20 protein-coding genes are annotated in these 21,830 nt (G+C 38.7%); 8 read left to right on the forward strand and 12 right to left on the reverse strand.

Features of this window, described 5'->3' with window-relative positions:
• Positions 1-50: 50 nt before the first annotated feature.
• The 6 genes from H6G06_RS06685 to H6G06_RS27260 all read right to left on the reverse strand — a co-directional run bounded on the left by H6G06_RS06685 (position 51) and on the right by H6G06_RS27260 (position 4,354).
• Complete coding sequence (locus H6G06_RS06685) at positions 51-299, reverse strand: hypothetical protein (protein WP_190558271.1); 249 nt, start codon at positions 297-299, stop codon at positions 51-53.
• A 140-nt stretch (positions 300-439) separates the two neighbouring features.
• The gene (locus H6G06_RS06690) at positions 440-1,321 is read right to left on the reverse strand and encodes a hypothetical protein (protein WP_190558273.1); all 882 of its coding nucleotides are present in this window, start codon (positions 1,319-1,321) and stop codon (positions 440-442) included.
• A gap of 165 nt (positions 1,322-1,486) precedes the next feature.
• The gene (locus H6G06_RS06695; RefSeq protein ID WP_190558275.1) at positions 1,487-2,263 is read right to left on the reverse strand and encodes an RNA polymerase sigma factor SigF; all 777 of its coding nucleotides are present in this window, start codon (positions 2,261-2,263) and stop codon (positions 1,487-1,489) included.
• Positions 2,264-2,838: 575 nt separating this feature from the next.
• On the reverse strand, positions 2,839-3,672 hold the full coding sequence (gene psbO / locus H6G06_RS06700; protein WP_190558277.1) for a photosystem II manganese-stabilizing polypeptide: 834 nt from the start codon (positions 3,670-3,672) through the stop codon (positions 2,839-2,841).
• Between the two features lie 114 nt (positions 3,673-3,786).
• Entirely contained in the window at positions 3,787-4,170 is a 384-nt protein-coding gene (locus H6G06_RS27255; protein ID WP_242039606.1) for a zinc ribbon domain-containing protein, read from the reverse strand.
• Entirely contained in the window at positions 4,124-4,354 is a 231-nt protein-coding gene (locus H6G06_RS27260) for a hypothetical protein (protein ID WP_242039607.1), read from the reverse strand. The genes H6G06_RS27255 and H6G06_RS27260 overlap by 47 nt, the downstream gene beginning before the upstream one ends.
• Positions 4,355-5,122: 768 nt before the next feature.
• Here H6G06_RS27260 and H6G06_RS06710 point away from each other — a divergent pair.
• The 3 genes from H6G06_RS06710 (at position 5,123) to ftsZ (ending at position 8,703) form a co-directional block, all read left to right on the forward strand.
• Complete coding sequence (locus tag H6G06_RS06710) at positions 5,123-5,488, forward strand: hypothetical protein (protein ID WP_190558279.1); 366 nt, start codon at positions 5,123-5,125, stop codon at positions 5,486-5,488.
• A 211-nt stretch (positions 5,489-5,699) separates the two neighbouring features.
• Positions 5,700-6,617, forward strand: coding sequence for a cell division protein FtsQ/DivIB (locus H6G06_RS06715; protein ID WP_190558281.1), 918 nt, complete (start codon positions 5,700-5,702; stop codon positions 6,615-6,617).
• 799 nt (positions 6,618-7,416) lie between these two features.
• The gene (gene ftsZ / locus H6G06_RS06720; protein WP_190558283.1) at positions 7,417-8,703 is read left to right on the forward strand and encodes a cell division protein FtsZ; all 1,287 of its coding nucleotides are present in this window, start codon (positions 7,417-7,419) and stop codon (positions 8,701-8,703) included.
• A gap of 251 nt (positions 8,704-8,954) precedes the next feature.
• Here the strand turns inward: ftsZ and H6G06_RS06725 are convergent, their stop codons facing one another.
• Positions 8,955-9,098: a FitA-like ribbon-helix-helix domain-containing protein gene (locus H6G06_RS06725; RefSeq protein WP_190558285.1), complete on the reverse strand. Its 144-nt coding sequence runs from the start codon at positions 9,096-9,098 to the stop codon at positions 8,955-8,957.
• Between the two features lie 2,170 nt (positions 9,099-11,268).
• Here H6G06_RS06725 and H6G06_RS06730 point away from each other — a divergent pair.
• The 4 genes from H6G06_RS06730 to H6G06_RS06745 all read left to right on the forward strand — a co-directional run bounded on the left by H6G06_RS06730 (position 11,269) and on the right by H6G06_RS06745 (position 16,116).
• Positions 11,269-11,700, forward strand: coding sequence for an FKBP-type peptidyl-prolyl cis-trans isomerase (locus tag H6G06_RS06730; RefSeq protein WP_422387046.1), 432 nt, complete (start codon positions 11,269-11,271; stop codon positions 11,698-11,700).
• Between the two features lie 206 nt (positions 11,701-11,906).
• On the forward strand, positions 11,907-15,050 hold the full coding sequence (locus H6G06_RS06735; protein WP_190558287.1) for a helicase HerA domain-containing protein: 3,144 nt from the start codon (positions 11,907-11,909) through the stop codon (positions 15,048-15,050).
• Positions 15,051-15,168: 118 nt separating this feature from the next.
• Positions 15,169-15,546 (forward strand): hypothetical protein, encoded by a 378-nt coding sequence (locus tag H6G06_RS06740; protein WP_190558289.1) that lies wholly within the window; start codon positions 15,169-15,171, stop codon positions 15,544-15,546.
• Positions 15,547-15,561: 15 nt separating this feature from the next.
• Positions 15,562-16,116 (forward strand): coiled-coil domain-containing protein, encoded by a 555-nt coding sequence (locus tag H6G06_RS06745; RefSeq protein ID WP_190558291.1) that lies wholly within the window; start codon positions 15,562-15,564, stop codon positions 16,114-16,116.
• A 155-nt stretch (positions 16,117-16,271) separates the two neighbouring features.
• On the opposite strand, the gene gshB is transcribed toward H6G06_RS06745, so the two are convergent.
• From gshB to hflX, 3 genes are all read right to left on the reverse strand, one after another.
• Positions 16,272-17,237 carry a glutathione synthase gene (gshB, locus tag H6G06_RS06755; RefSeq protein ID WP_190558293.1) on the reverse strand — a complete coding sequence of 322 codons (966 nt, stop codon included), beginning with the start codon at positions 17,235-17,237 and terminating at the stop codon, positions 16,272-16,274.
• 379 nt (positions 17,238-17,616) lie between these two features.
• The gene (grxC, locus tag H6G06_RS06760; RefSeq protein WP_190558295.1) at positions 17,617-17,889 is read right to left on the reverse strand and encodes a glutaredoxin 3; all 273 of its coding nucleotides are present in this window, start codon (positions 17,887-17,889) and stop codon (positions 17,617-17,619) included.
• A 144-nt stretch (positions 17,890-18,033) separates the two neighbouring features.
• Positions 18,034-19,578 carry a GTPase HflX gene (gene hflX / locus H6G06_RS06765; protein WP_338422917.1) on the reverse strand — a complete coding sequence of 515 codons (1,545 nt, stop codon included), beginning with the start codon at positions 19,576-19,578 and terminating at the stop codon, positions 18,034-18,036.
• A gap of 62 nt (positions 19,579-19,640) precedes the next feature.
• On the opposite strand from hflX, the gene H6G06_RS27765 reads away from it, so the two are divergent.
• The gene (locus H6G06_RS27765; protein WP_277875175.1) at positions 19,641-19,763 is read left to right on the forward strand and encodes a hypothetical protein; all 123 of its coding nucleotides are present in this window, start codon (positions 19,641-19,643) and stop codon (positions 19,761-19,763) included.
• Positions 19,764-19,817: 54 nt separating this feature from the next.
• Here the strand turns inward: H6G06_RS27765 and H6G06_RS06770 are convergent, their stop codons facing one another.
• Positions 19,818-20,456: a hypothetical protein gene (locus H6G06_RS06770; RefSeq protein WP_190558297.1), complete on the reverse strand. Its 639-nt coding sequence runs from the start codon at positions 20,454-20,456 to the stop codon at positions 19,818-19,820.
• Positions 20,453-21,778 (reverse strand): P-loop NTPase family protein, encoded by a 1,326-nt coding sequence (locus H6G06_RS06775; RefSeq protein ID WP_190558299.1) that lies wholly within the window; start codon positions 21,776-21,778, stop codon positions 20,453-20,455. The genes H6G06_RS06770 and H6G06_RS06775 overlap by 4 nt, the downstream gene beginning before the upstream one ends.
• Between the last annotated feature and the right edge of the window lie 52 nt (positions 21,779-21,830).

Below are 21,830 nucleotides of genomic sequence, written 5' to 3' on the forward strand. Positions count from 1 at the left end.
GGGTATTCCAGATAAACACCCCTTCAGCTAAAATTCCCAACTAAATACTATTACAAAGAAGAAACACCATAACGGTTTTGATAGTAAGCCAAAATTTGCTTAACCCTTTCCTCATTAGTATTTGGTTTCCAAGAAATAGATAAGCAACCAATTTGACTTTGATTGTAATCAAATTCTGAAGATGTTTGAGGAATTAAATCCACATCTACCCCTTCTACTTGATGCAAATGTGCCGCTATTTCTCGATATACAGCTAAAGGTAAATTAGAGAATTCAATCCTTTTCTGAGTCTGTTCCATAAAAATAATATAAAACCGGAAATATCCGGTCATTAATTGCAGAAGAATTCAGAAGTCAGAATCTAACAGTCAGAATCAATCAGTTGGGAATATTGATAACTCCGTTCAAATCAGATTCAGAATTTAAAAGTAGCACAATTTTAAAACGGTGTACCCATGGAAATTAAACCACCCGCAGCAGTTTTTGACGGTTCAGTGGTGGGTTTTCCTTCCACTTTTTTGGCTACTTCAATCCCGTATTGTTCAAAAATGACAATCGGCTCAGAACCTCTATTCATTTCAATCCGTTTAATCAAAACACCATTACCCAATCTTTGTCCCGCTTGCACATAACGGCTTGTTGGTTCATCCGGTACTCTGATAATTGCTTGGGGTTCCCTACCAATTAAAACTACACCACTTACCAAAACTGCTTGTGCGGCTTCAGGTTGTGGTGGTGGCGGTAATAAAGGCTTTATAGGCGCTTTAGCAATGACTTGAGGTAAAACCTTGGGAAGAACTGGAGTGAGTGGAGGTTTTGGTTTAGGCAGAATGGCAGATTTTGAACCAGGCTTACCGTTTTGCCCTACCTGGGCTGGATTGGTTTGTGGTTGTCTTGGACTTCCTGTTTGCCCTCTTTGCCGTGTCTGTCCTGGCTGTCCTGTTTGTGGTTGGATTGGTTGAATAGGCAGAGGAGGCAATTTAGGAACTTCTCTTTGCTGCATACCGCTGGACATTGGCGGTAATATCGGCTTGACAATTTCCGCAAATGGGTCAGGTCGCCCTTTTTGTACCAAATCGGCACGCACATCGCCTTTAGTCGATTCAATCAAGCCAGGATTATTTGGACTAAGTGCTTGAGTCGTTTTAGGAGATACCACAGGATCGCCAAAAGGTGCCTTCTCTGCTGGTTTCTGCGCTTCCACTTGGGGAGTTGAGGCAGGGTTAGGAGTCTGGGTGGCTTCTGGTGTGTCTCCGATAGTACATCCAGCGATCGCCAACGTTAAAATAGCCGCAGCTGTAATTTGTGAATTTATACCCATTAGCTGTTCTCGAAAGCTATAGGAAAGTTTACTTATGGAAATCAACACGCCCGAAATTTGTATTCAGGCGAAGTCTGTTTCTTTTATAACCTACATTTTGACACTTCGAGGGTTGTTTTTAACACTTTCAGCCCAGCACAACAACAGTTTCAGATTATTTGGTTGTTAATTGTCAGCCGCACCCATAATTTGTTTCAACAAGTCCAGTCCTTTTTTGACTCTACGAGAAACAGTAACTACACTAATCCCCAAATGTTCTGCAACTTGCTTCTGTGTCAAATCATGCAAAAATACGCACTCTAAAACTTCACGAGTGCGGTTTTCCAACTGCACTAGTGCTTGTTGCAGACGTATTTGGTCTTCTTGGGCTAGTTGAAAGCTGCGATAATGAGGATCTGGAACCAATTCACCCAAGCAAGTAGAGCCTTCTTCTCCATCCTGCACTGGTACATCTAGGCTTAAGGGAGAACGATTAACCCATGCTAATTTAATCTCTTGCCATTCACTTTGAGGAATTTCCAATGCTGCTGCTATTTCCGCGTCGGTAGGTTGGCGGTTGTATTTTTCTCGCAAAGAACGGGAAATACCTATTGCTTGTTGTTGTAGTGCTAACCAGCGTCGGGGTATTCGCATGGTCACGCCTTTATCTCGAAGGTAGTGTTGAATTTCCCCGCGAATATAAGGTGTGGCGTAGGAACTAAAGGCGTTGCCTTTGGATAGTTCAAATTTTTCAATAGCTCTGATCAAACCCAAACAGCCGACCTGGAGCAAATCTTCGTAGCTTTCATGGCATTGATTGATCCAGTAGTGAGCTTCTTTTCTCACCAATCCAAAATTTAGTTTCACTAGTTGATTGCGAAGGCGTTCTGAGGGACATTGCTCATATTCTCGCAACATCTGCGAAATCTCATGTTTCAGTTCGTTGGTGGCTGTAGTAGGCATGGCACATTGGGGATTTAGCAAATAGTGGGTTTTATTAATCGCTCTCAAACTTAGCTGTGATCACGCTGTAGGAAGATAGACACTGTTCTTGAACAACCCATAAAGCCATCAGCCAGACTAAAATTTTTGGCCAGAAATAGATTCTGAGAATGGGTTGAAAATTGAGCGCGATTTTCAGCGGAGTTACTTTTTTGGTTTGAATTAAATTTGGTCTGTTGTAGCTTATCACACAACTCCCATAGAAACAAAATATACAATTATGTCCCCAATGTCAAACCGGGATCGTACTTAATTTAACAAATATAAATATGAGATTTACTTATAAGTAGCGAGTGATTATATCGATTATTTTTCTAGATTGGTAAAACTTATTGGCTAGTAATAGTACGTATTCAATTCCATTAAATTCATGTCATCTTTAAAAATACCAATTCAACTACTGTTTATTTACTGAAAAATCAAAGGGATAAGGAATTAGTTCAGAGTTTGCCATCCGCAAAAAAACCCAGCAAAAAAACCCAACTGCCCCTTAAAAAAGCAAGGCAGTTGGGTTAAATTTTATTAATCAGGCGGATTTAGCCGCGATTTGCTTCAACGCGACCGTAAAATAAACCCCGAATTTTGACTTCTTTTGGTTCGCCAGCACCTAAATCTGTATCAGAGGGCTGTTCACTCTCGAAAGTACCAGCTATTTCGCCAGTAGCATTGTCTACTTTAGCTACTTGTAAAGAAATCTTGCCATTGAGGATTTCTGCACGTTTCACATTAGCGCGGGTTAAATCATCATCGTCAGCTTGGGCAGGCAAGGCTACAGCATTATCATAGCCAGTCACGACACCACGACCTTTGGGATCTAGGAAAGAAGCACCCCGATAGGAAGGAACCTTAAAAGTACCTTCAAAGTCAGTTGAAGTGTTGATGCTGGTCAAATTAGGCTGTGTTTGTGCAACCAAGTTTTTGATAGTAAACAAGAAAGGTACCAGTTCACCACCAGGAAGTTTGACCGTGATAGCTTGGAAATCAAGACCATCTTTTTCTACAAAGGTCAGACTATTATCTGGGTTGATTTTTAGGTCGCCTTGTACTTGGTCAATGGTAGACGTATACCTAGTCAACAATCTACCAGCTACAAATTCAGCTTCTTGCCGTTTGTTAGCAGGTTCTTCTTTGACAAAGTAATTGGTAGGTTCTAAGCAAAGTTCTTTGATGGTGTAGGACTGGCTGCCATTGAGAGCAATGGAACCACGACTTGTTTCTGCCAGCTGAGGGCATTTGTTAGCCAAGCCAGTGCCTCGAATTTGTTCGTAAGTCAGCAAGTCTTTGCCGCTCGATGAGGGAGCATCACTACAAGCGGTTATTAGCCCCAAGCATAAAGCTAAGAATGCAACTATTAAAGCGCGATACCTCATGGTCAACCTCAATGTCATTAATATCTAACTTGTAAAACTACTCTACTAAACGTACTTAAACGCATTTCGTTATGGAGTTTCAAGGTTTAGCAGATACAAAAGTGCTAACAATTGCTAACAATTGCCTGCTTTTTCTTCCTGTTTCATCCTGGAAGTGTCGGCACTACCCCCTTCGGGATTCAGCAGTCGCACCCTGCGGGAAGCCACCCTTCGGGTGTCTACATGGGATAAACCCCCAAGACCGCGCTGCTTCACCAGTCCACAGGCTAACACGGTCAAATTGACCGCTTCTTTGCTTAAATTAACGGCAGCGTTCAAATCTCTGTCACACTTAAACCCACAGTATTCACATTTAAATACTCTTTGAGACAGTGACAAAGATATTTTTTTCTCACCACAGCTAGAGCAAGTTTTACCACTGGGATAAAACCTATCCACAATTACTAACTTACTACCATAAAGTTGAGCCTTGTACTCTAAACTGCCTACGAAATTCATAAAATCCCATATCAGCTATAGCTTTAGCATCAGCTAACATCCCGGATACATTTAAATCCTCAATCCCTATCACCGCGTGGTTTTTGCTCAAATAGGTGGTGATTTTATCAAGATATGGGCTGAAAACCCTTGAGGCTTCGCCGTGAGCTTCAGCCGAACGGTTAAGTTTTGGAGCTTGGCGCAAAAACTTAACCGTCCTTCAGGCAAGGGATGAAAGCCTATTCAGGGCTTTAGCTCGGAGAGTGTCAAGTAATGTATCTTTCCTATAGCGTAGAGTGGCGTTAGCCATATGTATGCTATTTTTTTGTAGTCTTGCTATTTTGATTTGGGCTTTTCGGTAATTACTTGAACCAATTTATTTATGCCGATTCTAGTATTGCATTCTTGCTAGTTTAGACTCATTTTTTTATAAATCTTTACTCCATCAAATATTTCTGCTGTTGATAATGTTCCTAAATGATTTACTCCTAAGTCTACTTCTACAAACTCTTGTTTATTAATGGTTTCACTTATTTATACTTTTATTTTCCCAGATCTAAACCATCTATCGGCTTGTTTACTTATTGTGACTGATTTGGGTTTATATGCTGTTGGTAAAATTTCATAAGTTTTTATCTACCCAATTACAGGAACTTTTGCTTTTCTGTGGTAGATGTGAATTGAGCCATCTAAATGTAAAGGAATCATGTCTACCTTTTTTCTTGAAGCGCGGAGCGTCGCGAGGCATGAAGCAATCAGGATATCCTTTGCTTTTTTTGAAAAAAGATTTAAAGGCATCTGACAAGTACCTCAATGCGTATTGAGGAGCGCATTTAGATACCTCATAATAGTTAGCTTTTTGCCCACTGTTAATTAACCCCCTTGCCCATCCTCCCTTTTTTCGGGTGTTTCGGGTATTGTATTGTAAAACTTCGCCAAATATTACTTTTATAGAACAGCAGCAGAAAATTACATGAACAATGACCAAAATTTGCCATCGGGGAATTTATCTGCTAAGTTGCAAGCGATCGCCGCTGCGGTGCAAGATGCAGCCCAATCTTGTCAAGGAGATGTTACAGCATTATTGGCTTTGCTGCGACAGTTAGAAAAATTACATAAAGAGATTCGTGATGGAATTTTTCAAGATAGTTTGCCTGATAACCGCCAAAGACTCTACGCACTTCTCAAAGATATTGAGTCTGAGGGGGGTTGGCCTTATATTGAACGTATGCGATTACAAGCTTTTTTAGTGAATTTACCAGTAGAAATTGCTCAGGAAAATCCTGTTATCAAAAACACTAATGACTCGCTAGATACTGAAACCGGGGCAGAATGGTAATTTAAAAATCAGTTATTAGTTATCCGTTATCACCTTTTACTGTTTCCCATTCCCTATTGCCAATGACTCAGGACTAATGAAATGACTGGCGCGACAAATAATCACCTAAACCTGATACAGTATCAAGGGTTTTCAAGTATTTTCTTTGCTCAAATCAATTGATCATCCGAGCGCATCTCACGAATTGGACTGAAAGCAGAAAGGGGTTTTCATGGCCGGTATAGTATCAGTTTCCCGTAAGGATTTAGCCCAACGCCGTAAAAAATTACGTCGGCAGCAGCAAAAGAAAATTATCCAGACTATTTGGCGGACATTGGCCGCTAGTGGTCTGGCAGGTGGATTACTCTGGGTAACACTCCAACCAATGTGGGTGCTAAAGGCTCCTGCACAAATAGTTATGACATCAGGTAACCAATTATTATCCGAGCAAACTATTCAGTCGCTTTTGGTGCTGTCCTATCCCCAATCTTTATGGCGGATTGAACCTTCTGTAATTGCTGAAACTTTAGAGCAACAACCAGCTATTGCACAAGCAACTGTCAGCCGTCGTCTGTTTCCTCCTGGGTTAATGATCAAAATTCAGGAAAGATTCCCTGTGGCAATGACTCACACTCCAGCAGGGCAAAGCACAACCAGTTGTAATACTCAGCCTCAATCTTCGGAAAACTTTGTCAAACAACCAACACCTTCCTGTCCGCAAAATAGTGTTGCTCAGAGCAAACAGGGTGATGTAAGTTTACTGGATGCCAGTGGAGCTTTGATTCCTCTAGAAAAATACACTGCACTTAACCCCACTGGTAAATTACCTAGTCTGAAAGTTATCGGTTTACCAGAACAATATCGCCCCTACTGGACTCAACTTTATCAAGCTATCAGTCAGAGTTCTGTGAAAGTGATGGAAATTGATTGCCAAGATCCCACAAATTTGATTTTGAAAACAGAACTGGGAACTGTACATTTTGGTGTTCCTACTGCCCAATTACCTGAAAAAATCCAGGTACTTGTGCAAATGCGGCATTTACCAGCAAAATTTAAGTCCAGACAATTAGCCTATATCGATATCAAAAATCCTGACTCGCCTTTAGTACAAGTGAACCAAAATCAGAAGATTAACTCCCCAGATCCTTAACAAGCTGTAGCCTGTTTGAGTACATCAGTTTTCAAGGATAAAAATATTGGTTAGTTTTAAGGTTTGCCCCATCGAAACAAAAATTGGCATTAAGTTTTTATTAAAATGGCAGGATAAATGATAGAAACACCTTGGAGATAGGATTTATGCACGTCGATGAAAAATCAAGGGTTTGGACTGAGTGTAAGGGAGCCAGAGCCGTGGGGAGGAGGTCTTAGGTTTCCCCCCAGATGGAACTGCCGTTGTCTCGTGGTGAATACTTTGTGTTTTTGTGTATTCAAGCTCAGAGATATGTGACCAAAAATCAGCAAAAATGCATTTCTTAAGTATTTTATTCAATAATTCATAAAAATTTAGACAGTAATTCACTGCGAAATGTAGTATTTATCGAAAAAATGCACAAATAAAGCTGTAAAATTGATTACTAATAAAAATTTTTAGCAGAAATAATGGGAGGATACTGAGCATAAACAATATTAATGACGCTACACTGGGACAAATTAGGAACATAGTATTGAAAATCTTAATGTCTAGATCAAGTTATATAAACCGATTTCCGGACAATGATAGGTATACTTTTCTAGAATTAGTTATGCGATTCCCTGCGGGACGCAACGCGAACGCATAAGCTTCCCACTTATCCCATAGCTAATTATCGCACTTCAAATCTGGTTAGATTTAGAAGTAGTGATAACAATAGAAAAAAGTGCCATAGCTGGTGACAGCCTCCAACTAAACTATAGTTGACTCTTAGGTGCATAACACCAGAAAAAGTCGTTTATCTACCTTCATAAATCCAATGACACTTGATAATAACCAAGAGCTTACCTATAAAAATTCCCAATCTGTGGGACAACCAGGGTTATCTTTGGCAGTTGGCTCAAATAATCCCTTCGGTAGTTCCGGGCTAAATTTCGGACAAAGTAACGATAGTAAAAAGATCACGGAAAATAGCCGGATTGGTGAAATTGTCCCCGGCCGAGTCGCCAATATTAAAGTGATTGGTGTCGGTGGTGGCGGAGGCAATGCTGTTAACCGCATGATTGAGTCTGATGTCTCTGGGGTAGAATTTTGGTCAATTAACACCGATGCCCAAGCTCTTACCCTAGCCGGCGCTCCTAGTCGGTTGCAGATTGGACAGAAGCTGACCAGGGGTTTAGGTGCAGGAGGTAATCCTGCCATTGGTCAAAAAGCAGCCGAGGAATCTCGTGATGAGATTGCTACGGCTTTAGAAGGTGCAGACCTTGTATTTATTACTGCTGGCATGGGGGGTGGAACGGGTACAGGTGCAGCCCCCATTGTGGCAGAAGTAGCGAAAGAAATGGGCGCTCTGACTGTGGGTGTAGTTACCCGGCCATTTGTGTTTGAGGGACGGCGACGCACTAGCCAAGCCGAGCAAGGTATTGAAGGTTTAAAAAGTCGGGTTGATACCTTGATCATTATCCCCAATAATAAGCTGTTGGAGGTAATTCCCGAACAAACACCTGTACAAGAAGCCTTTCGCTATGCCGATGATGTGTTGCGTCAAGGGGTACAAGGAATTTCTGATATTATTACGATTCCTGGGTTGGTCAATGTTGACTTTGCCGATGTGCGAGCAGTAATGGCAGATGCGGGATCAGCATTGATGGGAATTGGTGTGAGTTCTGGCAAATCTAGAGCTAGAGAAGCAGCGATCGCCGCGATTTCTTCACCATTATTAGAATGTTCTATTGAAGGTGCTAGAGGAGTTGTCTTTAATATTACTGGTGGTAGCGACCTCACCCTCCATGAAGTGAATGCTGCGGCGGAAACAATTTATGAAGTGGTTGATCCCAATGCCAATATTATTTTCGGAGCAGTAATTGATGACAGACTGCAAGGAGAAGTCAGAATTACCGTTATTGCTACTGGGTTTACAGGAGAGATCCAAACTGCACCACAACAAACTGTGGCTAACGTTAGACCTGTAACTCCCACAAATACCAGGAAACCAGGGGTACAACCAACTGTTAATCAACCAACCCCAACTCCCGAACCCAAGGAAAAACCATCATTAGATATTCCTGATTTCCTCCAACGACGACGCACACCACCCAAAAATTAAGTGATTGTAGATTTGAGATTTTAGATTAATTTAGCAGTCTCAGTTCTAGCTTTTGTGCTGTATACAATTTCTTAGTTTTAGGGTTTATCACCAGGGTAGGGGTCAGCAATTTAGTTGCCAACCCCATATTTTCTTTGTATTTTTTGTATTTAGGGCTTGCTGATAGCGTAGCTTGGCAATAGCCATATAAACCGAAGACCTGGATAAATGAAGAGCTACAGTTCCCCATTAAAATCCTGTAAATCCTTGTATCAAGAATGAGCATTATTTTGTGTTAAAGCCAGACGAAGATTTTTTTTAGCTTCTTCTTTAAGAGAACATCCGTGTTTCTTTGATTGTTCTTGCAGAAGATATTTGATGTGATTATCAACGTTAGAGATGGTGATATTATTCATAAGCTATTCAACAATTTGCATATCTCACACGTATTGTATAACAGAAGTTTTAGATCCCCTACTTCTTGAAGAAGTCGGGGATCTGGATAATTGAACAATTGTTAATTAAGTATAAGCACTGTATACTCACTTTTATTCCTGTGATATTTTAAATGCAAGTAACTCGTCACATCTACCCATCTGTATGAATTACTCAAGCCTCAGAACGGCTGCTGATATCATTAACGCCTTTCGAGAATGTCAAAATGCAGGTGAACAAATTGATTTATTTGAAGCATTAGCGACAAGTGATGATCCACCTGTTGAGGCATTTGTAGATATATTAAGAAGTATTAAAGTAGAATCTGTATTAGCTTTAACTATTCAGGCATTTGGGAAGATTACTGATGCAGATATTAGGGAAAGATTGAAGCAAAGTGGTGATTTATTGGCGATTTTAAGTGAGCAAGCGAAGTCAGGACAAACAGATTTAATTCGCTGGTCTGCTGCTACGACTATTGTAAATCTTGGGTTTGATTTTATTACTGTATCTCAACATCTGACGGTAGAACCTAAGAATATTGCTGAAAAAATACTACAGAGTAAAATTAAAAAGTTTGCTGATAGAAACTTAATAGATAGTGTTGATTATGATGATTTTCTAAATTTCTGGATTTTTGGAGATTCTTATAAGTTAAGAGAAATTACTAATAATTATAATTTTTGGACTTTACATCAAGAATGGAAATCAGAAAAAAACAAAGGATGGAAAGAAGAAAGAAATAGTGACAAAATAGAACGTCTCAATAAATTTTCTGTTTGTTGGGATATTGTGCATCAGCTTAATTTAAGAGGTATAAAAGATGCCAATGCTGCTTTAGCTAGGGCTGAAGCTATGGGAGATAATGCTACACCATTTGATGAAAATGAGGTGTTTGAAGGTATTGCTCAAATAATTGCATATGAATATCTTTTACCAGAACATATACAAATTGCAATTGAAACTCAACTTCATTGTTTAGAAAGTAGAAATAGAGAAATTAGAAATTTCGCCACTATTAATCTTTATCAAATAGCTAAAACACACAGTTCATTACTAGGTAAATTTAATAAATGTTATCAACCAAACTTATCAATGGCGATATTTTTAATTAAAAAAGAAATTAATTCAAATTTTTTGGCAGATATTTCTTATAAAGAAATGAAAGAGATAATTAAGAATTTGATAATCTTATTACCAACATTACGCAGAAAAGGTGTAAAAAATGATTGCCAGCATTTTTTAGATAACCTAAAAAATGAAATGAAAGAAAGGAAAAGATTATGTGATAGTAGATATAAAGAAATACGAGATTTAAAATCTGGACTAGATGAACAAATAAAGCAAATCCGAGATACTAAGTCTCAGGTATATAAAAGCGTAATTGCAAATAATAATTTTAAAGATATTCCCTATATAAATATAGAACAAAATGAGGGATATGATTTGATTTTGAATAAATATATCTATTCTTTATATGATGAAGGATTACGATTAAAAGATGAAATAAATAAGTTTTATGATGCTAAACTTCAGGAAATACAAGATTTAAAATCTAAACTTGATGAACAACTAATGAAAATCCAATCTATTAATTCTGATGTATATAAAAGCGTAATTGCAAAACATAAATTTGAGAATATTAAATATATAGATAAAAGTAATCAATATAGAATATGTATAGACGTATATAGACCAGAAAATTACCAAAACACTATTTGCTATATAGTTATAAAAAACATAGAAGAAAATGACCAATATGATTCAATATTAAATAATTATTTACTGTCTTTAAGTAATGAATCATCACGATTAAAAGGTGAAGTGACGCAGTTTTATGAATATTACTCTTCTCAAGATTATAAAGAAAATGAATTAGCTATTATAGATGCTAATATCGCTAGACAAAAAGCAATTCTTAAAAAAGCTAAATTAGAAAAATTAATAACCATTTTAACTTCTTTATTTATTATTATTGTTATGTTTATTTTTATTATCTTTATATTTAAATTCATTTTTAGAAAAATGACAACTATTGAAAATACAATAAAATCTTCTAAGAAAAATATTGAAGAAGCAAAAAATCGAAAATTACAAAAATTAAATGAACTCGATAGACCTTCTCTTCATCTTAAAGATGAAGAGAAAAAGATATTAAATTTATTATCAATTTCACAACCAACCACCACTGTTACTCAAGAAAACAATACGCCAATAAAGAGCAATACTACGTCTCAAGCCAATGTTGTTACTACTCCCTCTGGATTACAATATGTGGAACTAGTAGAGGGAACAGGTAAAACTCCCAAATCTGGACAAACCGTTGAAGTTCACTACGTCGGTATTTTAGAAGATGGGACTAAATTTGATAGTTCACGCGATCGCAATCAAACCTTCAAGTTTAAAATTGGCACAGGACAAGTAATTAAAGGTTGGGACGAAGGAGTAATCACCATGAAAGTAGGTGGCCGTCGTCAACTAATTATTCCCTCAGAATTAGGTTATGGTGCGCGTGGTTCTGGTGGCGTTATTCCTCCCAACTCTACTTTAATTTTTGACGTAGAACTGATCAGCGTTCAATAGTAATGGGGCAGAAGTGTTGAATCCTGCAATAAAACTTTACAGTCTTTGCCTTCTATCCAGGTAAAATTCCTGGTCTATTGAGAATAGAGTGATTAACTGCTCAAATTTGGTATCACCAATCAATGCACAACTTGGAAAAGATCATCAAAATCTTAACATTCAACACTTCTGTATCAATTTAATTATTAAATCAAAAATATTAAACCATGTTCCCCCTTATATTCCAAATACCCCAACTCCCAGACCTAAAATCACAAAAATACACCTCCCAATACGGCCAAGGAGTACGTCAAAAAGTCCTTAGCAGTCAAAAAGACTTCTTACTTCTCCTCAGCGATATTGGTAAAGTGTATAACCTCACCTTTTCCATACGCTATCGCTATACACCTGGTTTACCCTTCGATAAACGACTGGGTATTTATTTAGTCGTCAGTCAATCACAACCTATTTCACCTGATATAGAAACTCAAATAGGTGAAGATATTAAAAAAATTGTCACCGATGGATTTCTCAACCAATTTTATAAAATTCAACAACAAACAGAAGTTCCCCAAATTCAAAATCTCAATTGGGTAGACTGTATTGGTGAAGCAATAAAACACGAAGAAATTATCAGCACTCGTCCCAAAGATTCCTTAGCATCACTAAATACAAAAGGACTACCAAATTATTATGTACCATTGCAACTAGAAGCAGATGAAGCTAACGATATGTTAGTAGTCTGTCAAGTAATTTCTCGCTTCAACAGTCCTCTAATGCTAGAGATTACTTTTCAACCCGATACTACTACATTACAAGAAAAATCGAATTGGATAAACGCCCTAGACCAAATGTTATCCCAACTGCGACAAGCTAGTAGTGGTTCTAGTTTAAGTTCTGCTAAAGAAGGAGACAGAAACGCACAATTAGTTTCTCGTCTTTATGAAAAATATCAATCTTCCTACTTGACAGAAAGTTTATTTCGTTATAGCTTCAAAGTTTTGGGAAAAAACGAGTTAGCAGTTCGCAGCGTTTTAGGAACATTATTATTAAGTGGAACGAAAAAAAGCCGTTACCGCACAGTAATTCTCACTCCTAATCATCCCACATTTGCCACCAGTCTCACAGCTACCCAATTAGGAAAACTTTCCACCGCTACCCACTGGGAAGAATGGGATAAAGGATTAGGAGAAGCAGAATTTGGAGGTGATTCTATCACAGGTAAAGGTAGTGTGCGCGTCTTAGATTTAAAACCTTTACACCGCTACGCAACACTCAATGAAATTAGTGGTTTATTTCGCATAGTTGTACCCAGTGATGCACCTGTAGCGGGAATTAGTCAAGAAAATGATATTACCAGTTTAGATAAAGATAAACAATGGATTGATTTTGGTGGTTATGAAATTAACCGAGGTGAAGAAAACAAAATTCAAATAGAATTAAAACAACTGAATAAACACGCTTTTATTTGTGGTGTTCCGGGAAGTGGAAAAACCACCACAGCTTTTAATTTACTAACTCAGTTGTGGAGTCATGGAATCCCATTTTTAGTATTTGAACCTGCGAAAACTGAATATCGTTCACTTTTAGCTATCAATCCTAATCTAAATAAATTTACTCGCGCTGATATAGAATTTCTCAAATCTTTAAAAATCCTCACCCAAGAATTACGAGTTTACACTTTAGGAAATGATTTAATTTCTCCTTTTCGATTTAATCCCTTTGAAGTTTCCCAAGGTGTTCCTTTTTATGAACATATTTCTAATTTAGAAGCATCTTTTCGGGGTGCGTTACCTCTTTCTGGTCCCTTACCCGCTTTGCTTTCCGAAGCATTGGAAGAAATATATTATGATCGGGAATGGACAGGAAGCGAAGAGGGAACACCAGAAAATTTACAAATTCCCACCATGCGGGATTTATATGAAAAAATCACCGCTTTATTTGAAACCAAAGATTATGCAGGTGAGGTAAAATCTAACCTAAAAACAGCTTTAGAAGTGAGAATTGGGAGTTTATTAAAACGTGGTGTAGGTGCGATGTTAAATACTCAACGCAGTAGTCCCACAATTGCTGATTTATTGAAATATCCCACAATTTTAGAATTAGATTATTTGAACCAAGACCAAGCAAATTTAATGACCTTCTTGTTATTAACAAAAATTCGAGAATATATCAAACGTCAACGTACAGAAAAAGCCGGAAATCCTGAACATATTTTATTATTAGAAGAAGCACATAATTTAGTTGGGAGAAATTTAGGGACTTCCTCTGGTGAAGATGCAAATACTAAACAAGAAGCCGCAAATTATGTCACCAGAATGTTAGCAGAAATGCGAGCATTAAGAGAATCTATTATTATTGCTGACCAATTACCCACAGGAGTATCAGCAGAAGTTGTCAAAAATACAAACGTAAAAATTGCCCATCGTTTGGTGTCAGCAGATGATAGAAAAGATATCGGTCAAGCGATGCTTTTAGACCAATCACAAATGGAAGAAATTGCCCGTTTACAACCTGGTGAATCTTTCTTATATATGGAAGGTTGGTATCGTCCCCACCCGGTAAAAATTCCCTATGAAAATAGTGCTAAGGAAAAGTTAGGGGTAGAAAGTTCAATTACAAATGATAAAATTAAAGATGTGATTAAATCCCGTCTTTGGTATATTCAAGGTCAGGAAACTTTACTATCCACTGCTTTACAAGAATATCAACGTTTGTATAAAGAACACAATCAAAGTTTAACTGATATTCGGGAGGAGTTAAATCAGGTTTCTCAAGGTTGTACAGAATTACAAGTTTTATTATCAAATATCAAACAAGAAATTTTTCATCGTTTAGCTGGAGAATTACGTTTTGATTTAAACCCTATTCCTGATGAATTATCACTGCAAATAGATAGACGAATTGATGCTAATAATATTCGCAGTTTGAAGTATTTACAACTTGCTGCTAATTTAACTTTAACGGATTTGGTAGAATTACAATCTTTGGTAAATCTTAAATTGGGAATATTTGACGAATTTTATCAAAAGGTATTGGATACAAATAACTGTATTCGTCGTATTCATTATCAGCAACTTTGGCAAAAACTATCTCGTCAGATAAAAACTACTCAACAACAGATAATCAATTTAGCGCAGGTTTTAGATAGAGAATCACAGGTCGCGGATATTCAAAAATTAAAAGATAATCTTGATTATGAACAAAGACGTATTACCGATGTTGAGGAATCATCTTTAAAAGAAACTTTAAAACGTCTGCAAAATGAAAAACAAGAATTGCAAGAAAAATTAACGGAGGTTTTGAGTTTAGCTATTCAGCAAGCGAAGATTAATAAAGTTAAAAATGATTTACAAATAGGAGTAAAATAACTGTAGGTTGGGTAGAGGAACGAAACCCAACATTTACCATTATTTACACAATGTTGGGTTTCGCTATCGCTCAACCCAACCTACGATTTATGAAATTTATAAATAGGAGAAAATTACTTTGGATATAGCAGTTAAAAATCTGGTTTTATCTTACGAAACTTTAGCAAATCAGGCTATAAAATTCAATCAGGCTTATTTGCAATTGCTGAAAATATATGAAGAACTAATTTTAGCCCCTGACTGGTTTTCTGAGTTAAAAAAATCTGGAAGTTCCCCATTAAAAACTGTTGCTTCTATGCAGCAAGAACAGCAGATAATAATATCTAAATTTCAAGATTTGTCAACATTAACTGCTAAAGCACAATTACATTTTACTACTAATCCTGAAGCGGAAGAATTGAAAAATATTGCCCATGATTGCCAAATTATGATAGATTTTGTCAATACCATAGATTTGGCAGATTTTCAAGATATGTTTATTAAAATTAAGAAATAATTGAGGTTAAGAATCATGTCACAAGAATATAATGATCGCCAGGATTTAGAAAATGAAGTTAAAGACTATGGTAAACAAATTGAAACTCTGGGAGAATCACAAAAAGAGTATCAAGAAGACATAGAAAGTCTACAAGAAAAACTGAAGATGCTAAAAAGTAATAAAGGAGTTTTTGCAAATTCAGATCATAAAATGATTGCTACAATAGAAGCAGCAATTCAAACTCGTGAAACTAATGTAGAGGAGTGTAAAGAAAAAATTGGTGAAGTCAAAATTCAGATGGATGGTAAATTAGAAAATCTGAAAAATAGGATCAAAACACAAGAACAACGTATTGAGAAAATGGAAAATTTGGTTGATTCTCTCAATCATAAAAACGATTCTATAGCTAATAATATTAAAATTGAAATTCAACATGGCAAAGATGATAGGGATGATGCACAAGATAAGTCTAATGATTTGCGAAGGATTCTTGAAATAGCAGCTTCACTATCTACTGGTATTGGACTTGCTGCACAAGGTATTGCTCAATTAGTTAGCAGTTTACAATCAATAGGATTATTTAGATAAAAAGTAATGAGAAAGCTTATGCCAATTATACAAACTCAACGAAGATTTAGCTTGGTTAGAGTCATGGCTAAACTTCCTCATACCTCTCTCACTGCTATTGTTATTACTTTTTTAGTTATCCAATTTCACCGAATCAAAATAACTTTTCCTGTCACCTACTGTAGCTTCTGTTCTAGCCATTGAATGACCTGATGAGCCAGGTGAGTACCATCTAGGCGATCAATTTCCCGAATTCCTGTAGGACTAGTGACGTTGACTTCTGTGAGATAGCCACCAATCACATCAATACCGACAAAAATTAAGCCGTCTTGACGCAGTTTGTCGGCTAATAAGGCGCAAATTTCCTGCTCTCTGGGGGTAATTTGGGTTTGAGCCACAGTACCGCCTGTTGCCATATTATTGCGAAAATCAGTGCCACTAGAAAGGCGATTGAGCGCCCCAATGGGTTCGCCATTGAGCAAGATAATCCGCTTGTCTCCCTCTTTAGCCTCCGGTAAATAGTTTTGTACCATCACTGGTACTCGACCTTGGAGGGTACTTAGTTCGACTATAGAGTTAAAATTGCGATCGCCTGATTGCAAAAATAAAATCCCCTCCCCAGCTTTGTTACCCAATGGTTTCAGAACTGTTGCTCCCTTAGCTTCCACAAATTGGCGGATAACTTTTTTATCACCACTAACAATGGTTTCAGGGATGGCTTGAGTAAATTGCAGGGCATACATTTTTTCATTTGCCCCCCTTATACCACTGGGGCTATTAATCAGCAGGGTTTTATTTTGGTCAATGTAATCCAAAATGTAGGTAGCATAGAGGTAGGAATCGTTGACTGGTGGATCTGTCCGCATAAATACAGCGTCCATTGATTCCAAGGGAGTTAAGACGCTAGAGCTTAACTTATACCAAGGATTCGCGGCTACCCAACGTCCCTCCACCAACTCCACTGGTGCAAGTTCTACCTGTTGTAGCACAGCCCAAGCTTTGCTATTCACAACATTCAGTAGATTGGCCTGAGTTATCCAAACTTCATGACCGAGAATTTGTGCTGCTTCCATGAGCGCAACACTCGTATCATGGCATGGGTCAAGCTGATGGATCGGATCAATAATAAAAGCCAGTTTCACCCTTTCTACCTCAGTCATCAAGAATTTAATTGTGAGTCAATTGAGATTATCTTTCAACAAACCAGCAGTATGGCTTAGTCCACGCAGCGCAGTTCAGGAGGAAGAAGGAAAAAGGAAAAAGAAATTACAGCGGTTTTCATGTATTTAAAGCACAGTCTTGTTAATGTAATTCCTACTCTGTTCAATGCCGCTCCCTATCACAGCGTCTTGGCGCAAAGCTTTCATCAAGATGTGGTTGAACTAAGATGAAAATTGCTGTCTAAAACAGCATGAAAATAGTTTCTCTCATACTTAGCTGATGGTTTACTGCTACTGGGGCGCTGCTAAGAGGAAGGGGAAGTGTTAACAGGATTTAAATACGTAATCTGTGGAGCTTGACCTAAACCTTATTATCGGCAAGAAGAGCATCCAGTTTGCCTTTGCGGTCTAAACCGTAAATATCATCACAACCACCAATGTGATCATCATTGATAAAAATTTGAGGTAGAGAACGTTTTCCGTTTGACCTCTCAGCCATTTTATTTCTTGCTACCTCGTCTCCATCAATGTTGTATTCGATGAAATCTACGCCCTTATTCATCAGTAAGTTTTTAGCACGGATACAAAATGGGCAAGTAGTCCAAGTGTAAATTTCTACTTTTGCAGCAGTCATAACATCCTCAATTTGAGCAAATACTTTTCAATTTTAGACCGTTGCCACGGAAATTATAAAAGGTAGCGTCTCTCCCATCCTTGGACAGAACGGTTGAAAGCTACCTTTTTCAGTTTTTACTCCCTTTTTCCCAGGCTGGGGATATCAACCGCAGTCTACGGCATATTCAATCAACTGGGAGATGCGCTGGCGTAGAGTTTCTAAGCCTAAACGCTGACTAGCGGAAATAAAAACCGCTAGGGGAAATTCTTCTCGTGCTAAAGCTAAAGTCTCACTATTGACTTGATCAATTTTGTTAAACACAACTAACGCAGGACCAGGAGTGATGGGCATTTGAGCGAGAATATCCCGAACTGAACGAATATGACTCAACCAAGCAGGATGAGACAAATCCACCAAATGCAGCAGGGCATCAGCTTCTGTAACTTCCTCCAAAGTGGCACGGAAAGCATCCATTAAGGAGGCTGGTAACTCGTGAATAAACCCTACTGTATCTGTAATTAGGGTTTCCTGGGGTTCATTTGTATCCGCATGAGGAATGACAAGACGGCGTGTAGTCGGATCGAGTGTGGCAAAAAGTTGGTCGGCTGTGTAAACTTCGGCGTTAGTGAGGGCGTTGAGCAAGGTAGACTTGCCAGCGTTGGTATAACCTACTAAGGCAACTGAAGGCACTTCCCGATGTTGTCGCCGTTGACGTAACCGACAACGATGAGCTTGCAACTGGTTAACTTCTTGTTGCAGTCGGGAAATTCGCTTTTGAATAGCCCGGCGTTCTGTTTCCAGTTTGGTTTCACCAGGTCCACGAGTCCCTATCCCACCCCCTAGTCGGGACATGGCGCGGCCTCTGCCGGTGAGTCGTGGCAGCATATATTCTAGCTGCGCTAGTTCAACTTGTAATTTACCAGCACCAGATTGGGCGCGTTGGGCAAAGATATCTAATATAACTTCTGTACGGTCAACAACTCTAACACCTATTTGCGCTTCTAGGTTGCGGACTTGAGCGGGTGATAGATCCCGATCAAAAACGATCAGATTTGCCCCTAATGTTTGGGCTGTGAGGGCTACTTCTTGGACTTTACCTTCACCAATTACAGTTTGGGGATGAATGCGCGATCGCTTTTGTTGTAGCGTCTGCAATACATCACCCCCAGCCGTATCTACTAACCTTGCTAATTCTGCTATGGTGTCTTGGAATTGCTGGGGAGTCATATTATCGGTGAGCATCCCAACTATAACCACGCGGTCATGGTCAGCGTCTACTTCCTGAGCGATATATTCCCGACGGAATTCTTCTTCTAGACTTTCCACTAAGTCCAGAAAATCCTGATCCGCGATCGCATCTAAGCTCAAAGGCGGCGATACGTTGGAATATAAGGCTGAGTCTGGGGTGTTAATTCCTGATGACTGCGTTAAAACTAACTGTTTGCTATTGGATACCAGATGAGCTAAATAAGCTTCTTTTACGTACCCAGTTGCACCCCCACCCCGACGGGTAAATCCCGCACCCGTAATATTCAGAACTACTAGAGCATCTAAACGTTGTAGCGCCATTGCTGTCAGTGCCGCCTCATTCGGTGGTTCTGGCTTGAGATGGGTTGCTATACAACGAATCCCGCTCAGTCGTTCTGCACCGTAACGGGGCAGTTCTAGGGGTGGAATTTGGGTTTGACGCGGAGTGCCTACCCCCACCCGGATCACTTGTCCGCGACGGTTGAGGTAGGCACATACAGGCTGATTTATTTCCGTACTAATTGCAGCCAGCCTTTGGGCGAACTCCGGTGTTGTTATGCGATCGCCCGATATACGCTGGTGGTACAGCCGCTGTAGTTGCTTTAGCTGGCTGGACTTTAAACCTTGGAGATTTCCGAAGATAGTCTCTATAGGCGTTTATGACCAGTGAACTGGCCCCCCCTAATTGTTCTATATGTTTATTTTAACTTATCACACGGGAAGCAATATTTGTCGGTTAACGGGGAACGGGAGACTTGGGAATTTCGCACAGAGTTACTAGGTGATTCTTCCTGGTCTAAATCTGGTACTGATGTTAACTTCAAGACATTTGATGATTTCCAATCAAAAAAATCCTGGGCGCGATGAATAAAATAGTCAATTAAAAAAGGTCGTCCTAGAAAAACAAAAGTAATGGGGATATTATCTCTAAAACTTTCTCGCAGTTTATTTAAGTGATCTAAAATGGGGGGAACACCGCTTAAATCATGAGAATGTGCTTCGGTAATTTCACCAAACTTTTCCTTTTCATACTTATAGAGCGAATATTCTAACCCTTTAATAAATAAGATATCAAACTGCTTATTTATATAGAGCTTTAAAACTCGCTCATATAAAGTATTAATTGGCTCAACTAAACGTAAAATTTCCAGTTTTTTCTCTGGTATATCATAGAGAATCCGAGAAAACACTTTCTCCGCTTCCACAGGTGTACACTCAACAAACAATAAGCCAAACTCATTGTTGTTTTTGCGCTTCAGAGCGTTAATTAAAGTTTGATATTCTTCGTATCCTTCAGGGGGTACGTCTTGATCCCAGTCACTAAACTCTAAATTCATGGGAGATTTTCTACAGCTTCTTTAAATTCCTGAATACCTTGAATCAGTGGGTGAATATCATACCAACGCTGCATCTCCCCTTCTTCATCTAAATAGCGGTATTCTAACAGGCAGCGATTAAACATCAAACTCCGATACTGATCATCGTTGATGATACGCTTAGAACGGGAGACTTCTGCCAGCAATGTCCATTGATGGTTTTCCACGGCGCGGCGGTATGTATCTCTAGCTTGAGTAATGGCGCGTCGAACTGCTCTTTCGGAAATTGGTAAATCTTGAGTGCGTCCAATAGCATCCTGAGTCAACAATAGCAAATTTCTGACGTGACCTCCACTCATCAAACAAAGTCGCTCTACGGTTTCTGCACTGTCAAATATTGCCGTTTCCAGAGGTTTATCTGGAGCAAACTGCTTAATTCTCCGGGAAATCACCTCTTTCACTTTTTTGATTCCAGGTTGATAAATTTCACCTCTGGGAGTGCGTACCATCACCATTGGTAAAATTTGTGGATCACCATATATATCTCGCAGGTCTGTAGCCCTGGTAGAATATACCATCGCTATGGGTACAGTATAGATTAAATGGCAATCTAAAGCTTTAAGTTGTTCACAGCGGTCTAAAAAAACTTCTTCATAATTGGTACGTTCACCATCTTTTACCAGTACCATTCGATCTAGGTTATCAATAATTACCGCCAGTTGACTGCGGTTGCTGGGTAGGCGCTTTTTAACATCAGCAATAAACTCATTTAAGACCTTAATCAAAGTCACAGTATGGGGATTGACTTTTTCCCGGATTTGCTGGCGTAATTCGGGAACAGCCCTTAAATTTGCGGTCAATTTGGCAAACTGAGAAATTTGCATTTCTACATTCATGTCTTCGATTTGAATCTCAGTTAGTGCCAAATCTCTCAAATCTTGCCAACGGTCTTTGAGCCAATTTAGCACTGGTTGAGGATTGCCCATTGTTCGCAAATCTTTTAATAACCGCCGAGTACAAGCCAGGAGAATATCTGTATACTGAGCATCTTCTGAATCAATATCCTCTTCATCAGCAGCAAAATAAACTACATAACATTGTCTGGCTTCTAAATATTCTTTGAGTCTTAGTAATTCTGTAGATTTACCTGCACCTCTATGTCCAGAATATAACTGACAAGTATTTTGACTTGCTAACTGAATACGATTGCCTAATTCTTCTAAAATATCTGCGTCTCCCCTCACATCTTGACAGTCTACATAGTTGGGATCACCTGCGGGTAAGGGTTGGAATGGGTTAAAAGCATTGTAGAGGTTTTTGAGTAATTCAGAATTGTTGGACATAGGTAAACAACTTGGTTTATTCGGGTCTAATGATGCTAAAAAGTTAGGAAAA

Origin of the sequence: Anabaena sphaerica FACHB-251, assembly GCF_014696825.1 — a bacterium.
GTDB lineage: Bacteria > Cyanobacteriota > Cyanobacteriia > Cyanobacteriales > Nostocaceae > RDYJ01.

Bases quoted from the DNA above. Each gene is read 5' to 3' on its own strand.
- H6G06_RS06685 (WP_190558271.1), bottom strand. From the start codon at position 299: ATGGAACAGACTCAGAAAAGGATTGAATTCTCTAATTTACCTTTAGCT.
- H6G06_RS06690 (WP_190558273.1), bottom strand. From the start codon at position 1,321: ATGGGTATAAATTCACAAATTACAGCTGCGGCTATTTTAACGTTGGCG.
- H6G06_RS06695 (WP_190558275.1), bottom strand. From the start codon at position 2,263: ATGCCTACTACAGCCACCAACGAACTGAAACATGAGATTTCGCAGATG.
- psbO (WP_190558277.1), bottom strand. From the start codon at position 3,672: ATGAGGTATCGCGCTTTAATAGTTGCATTCTTAGCTTTATGCTTGGGG.
- H6G06_RS27255 (WP_242039606.1), bottom strand. From the start codon at position 4,170: ATGAATTTCGTAGGCAGTTTAGAGTACAAGGCTCAACTTTATGGTAGT.
- H6G06_RS06710 (WP_190558279.1), top strand. From the start codon at position 5,123: ATGAACAATGACCAAAATTTGCCATCGGGGAATTTATCTGCTAAGTTG.
- H6G06_RS06715 (WP_190558281.1), top strand. From the start codon at position 5,700: ATGGCCGGTATAGTATCAGTTTCCCGTAAGGATTTAGCCCAACGCCGT.
- ftsZ (WP_190558283.1), top strand. From the start codon at position 7,417: ATGACACTTGATAATAACCAAGAGCTTACCTATAAAAATTCCCAATCT.
- H6G06_RS06725 (WP_190558285.1), bottom strand. From the start codon at position 9,098: ATGAATAATATCACCATCTCTAACGTTGATAATCACATCAAATATCTT.
- H6G06_RS06735 (WP_190558287.1), top strand. From the start codon at position 11,907: ATGTTCCCCCTTATATTCCAAATACCCCAACTCCCAGACCTAAAATCA.
- H6G06_RS06745 (WP_190558291.1), top strand. From the start codon at position 15,562: ATGTCACAAGAATATAATGATCGCCAGGATTTAGAAAATGAAGTTAAA.
- grxC (WP_190558295.1), bottom strand. From the start codon at position 17,889: ATGACTGCTGCAAAAGTAGAAATTTACACTTGGACTACTTGCCCATTT.
- H6G06_RS06770 (WP_190558297.1), bottom strand. From the start codon at position 20,456: ATGAATTTAGAGTTTAGTGACTGGGATCAAGACGTACCCCCTGAAGGA.
- H6G06_RS06775 (WP_190558299.1), bottom strand. From the start codon at position 21,778: ATGTCCAACAATTCTGAATTACTCAAAAACCTCTACAATGCTTTTAAC.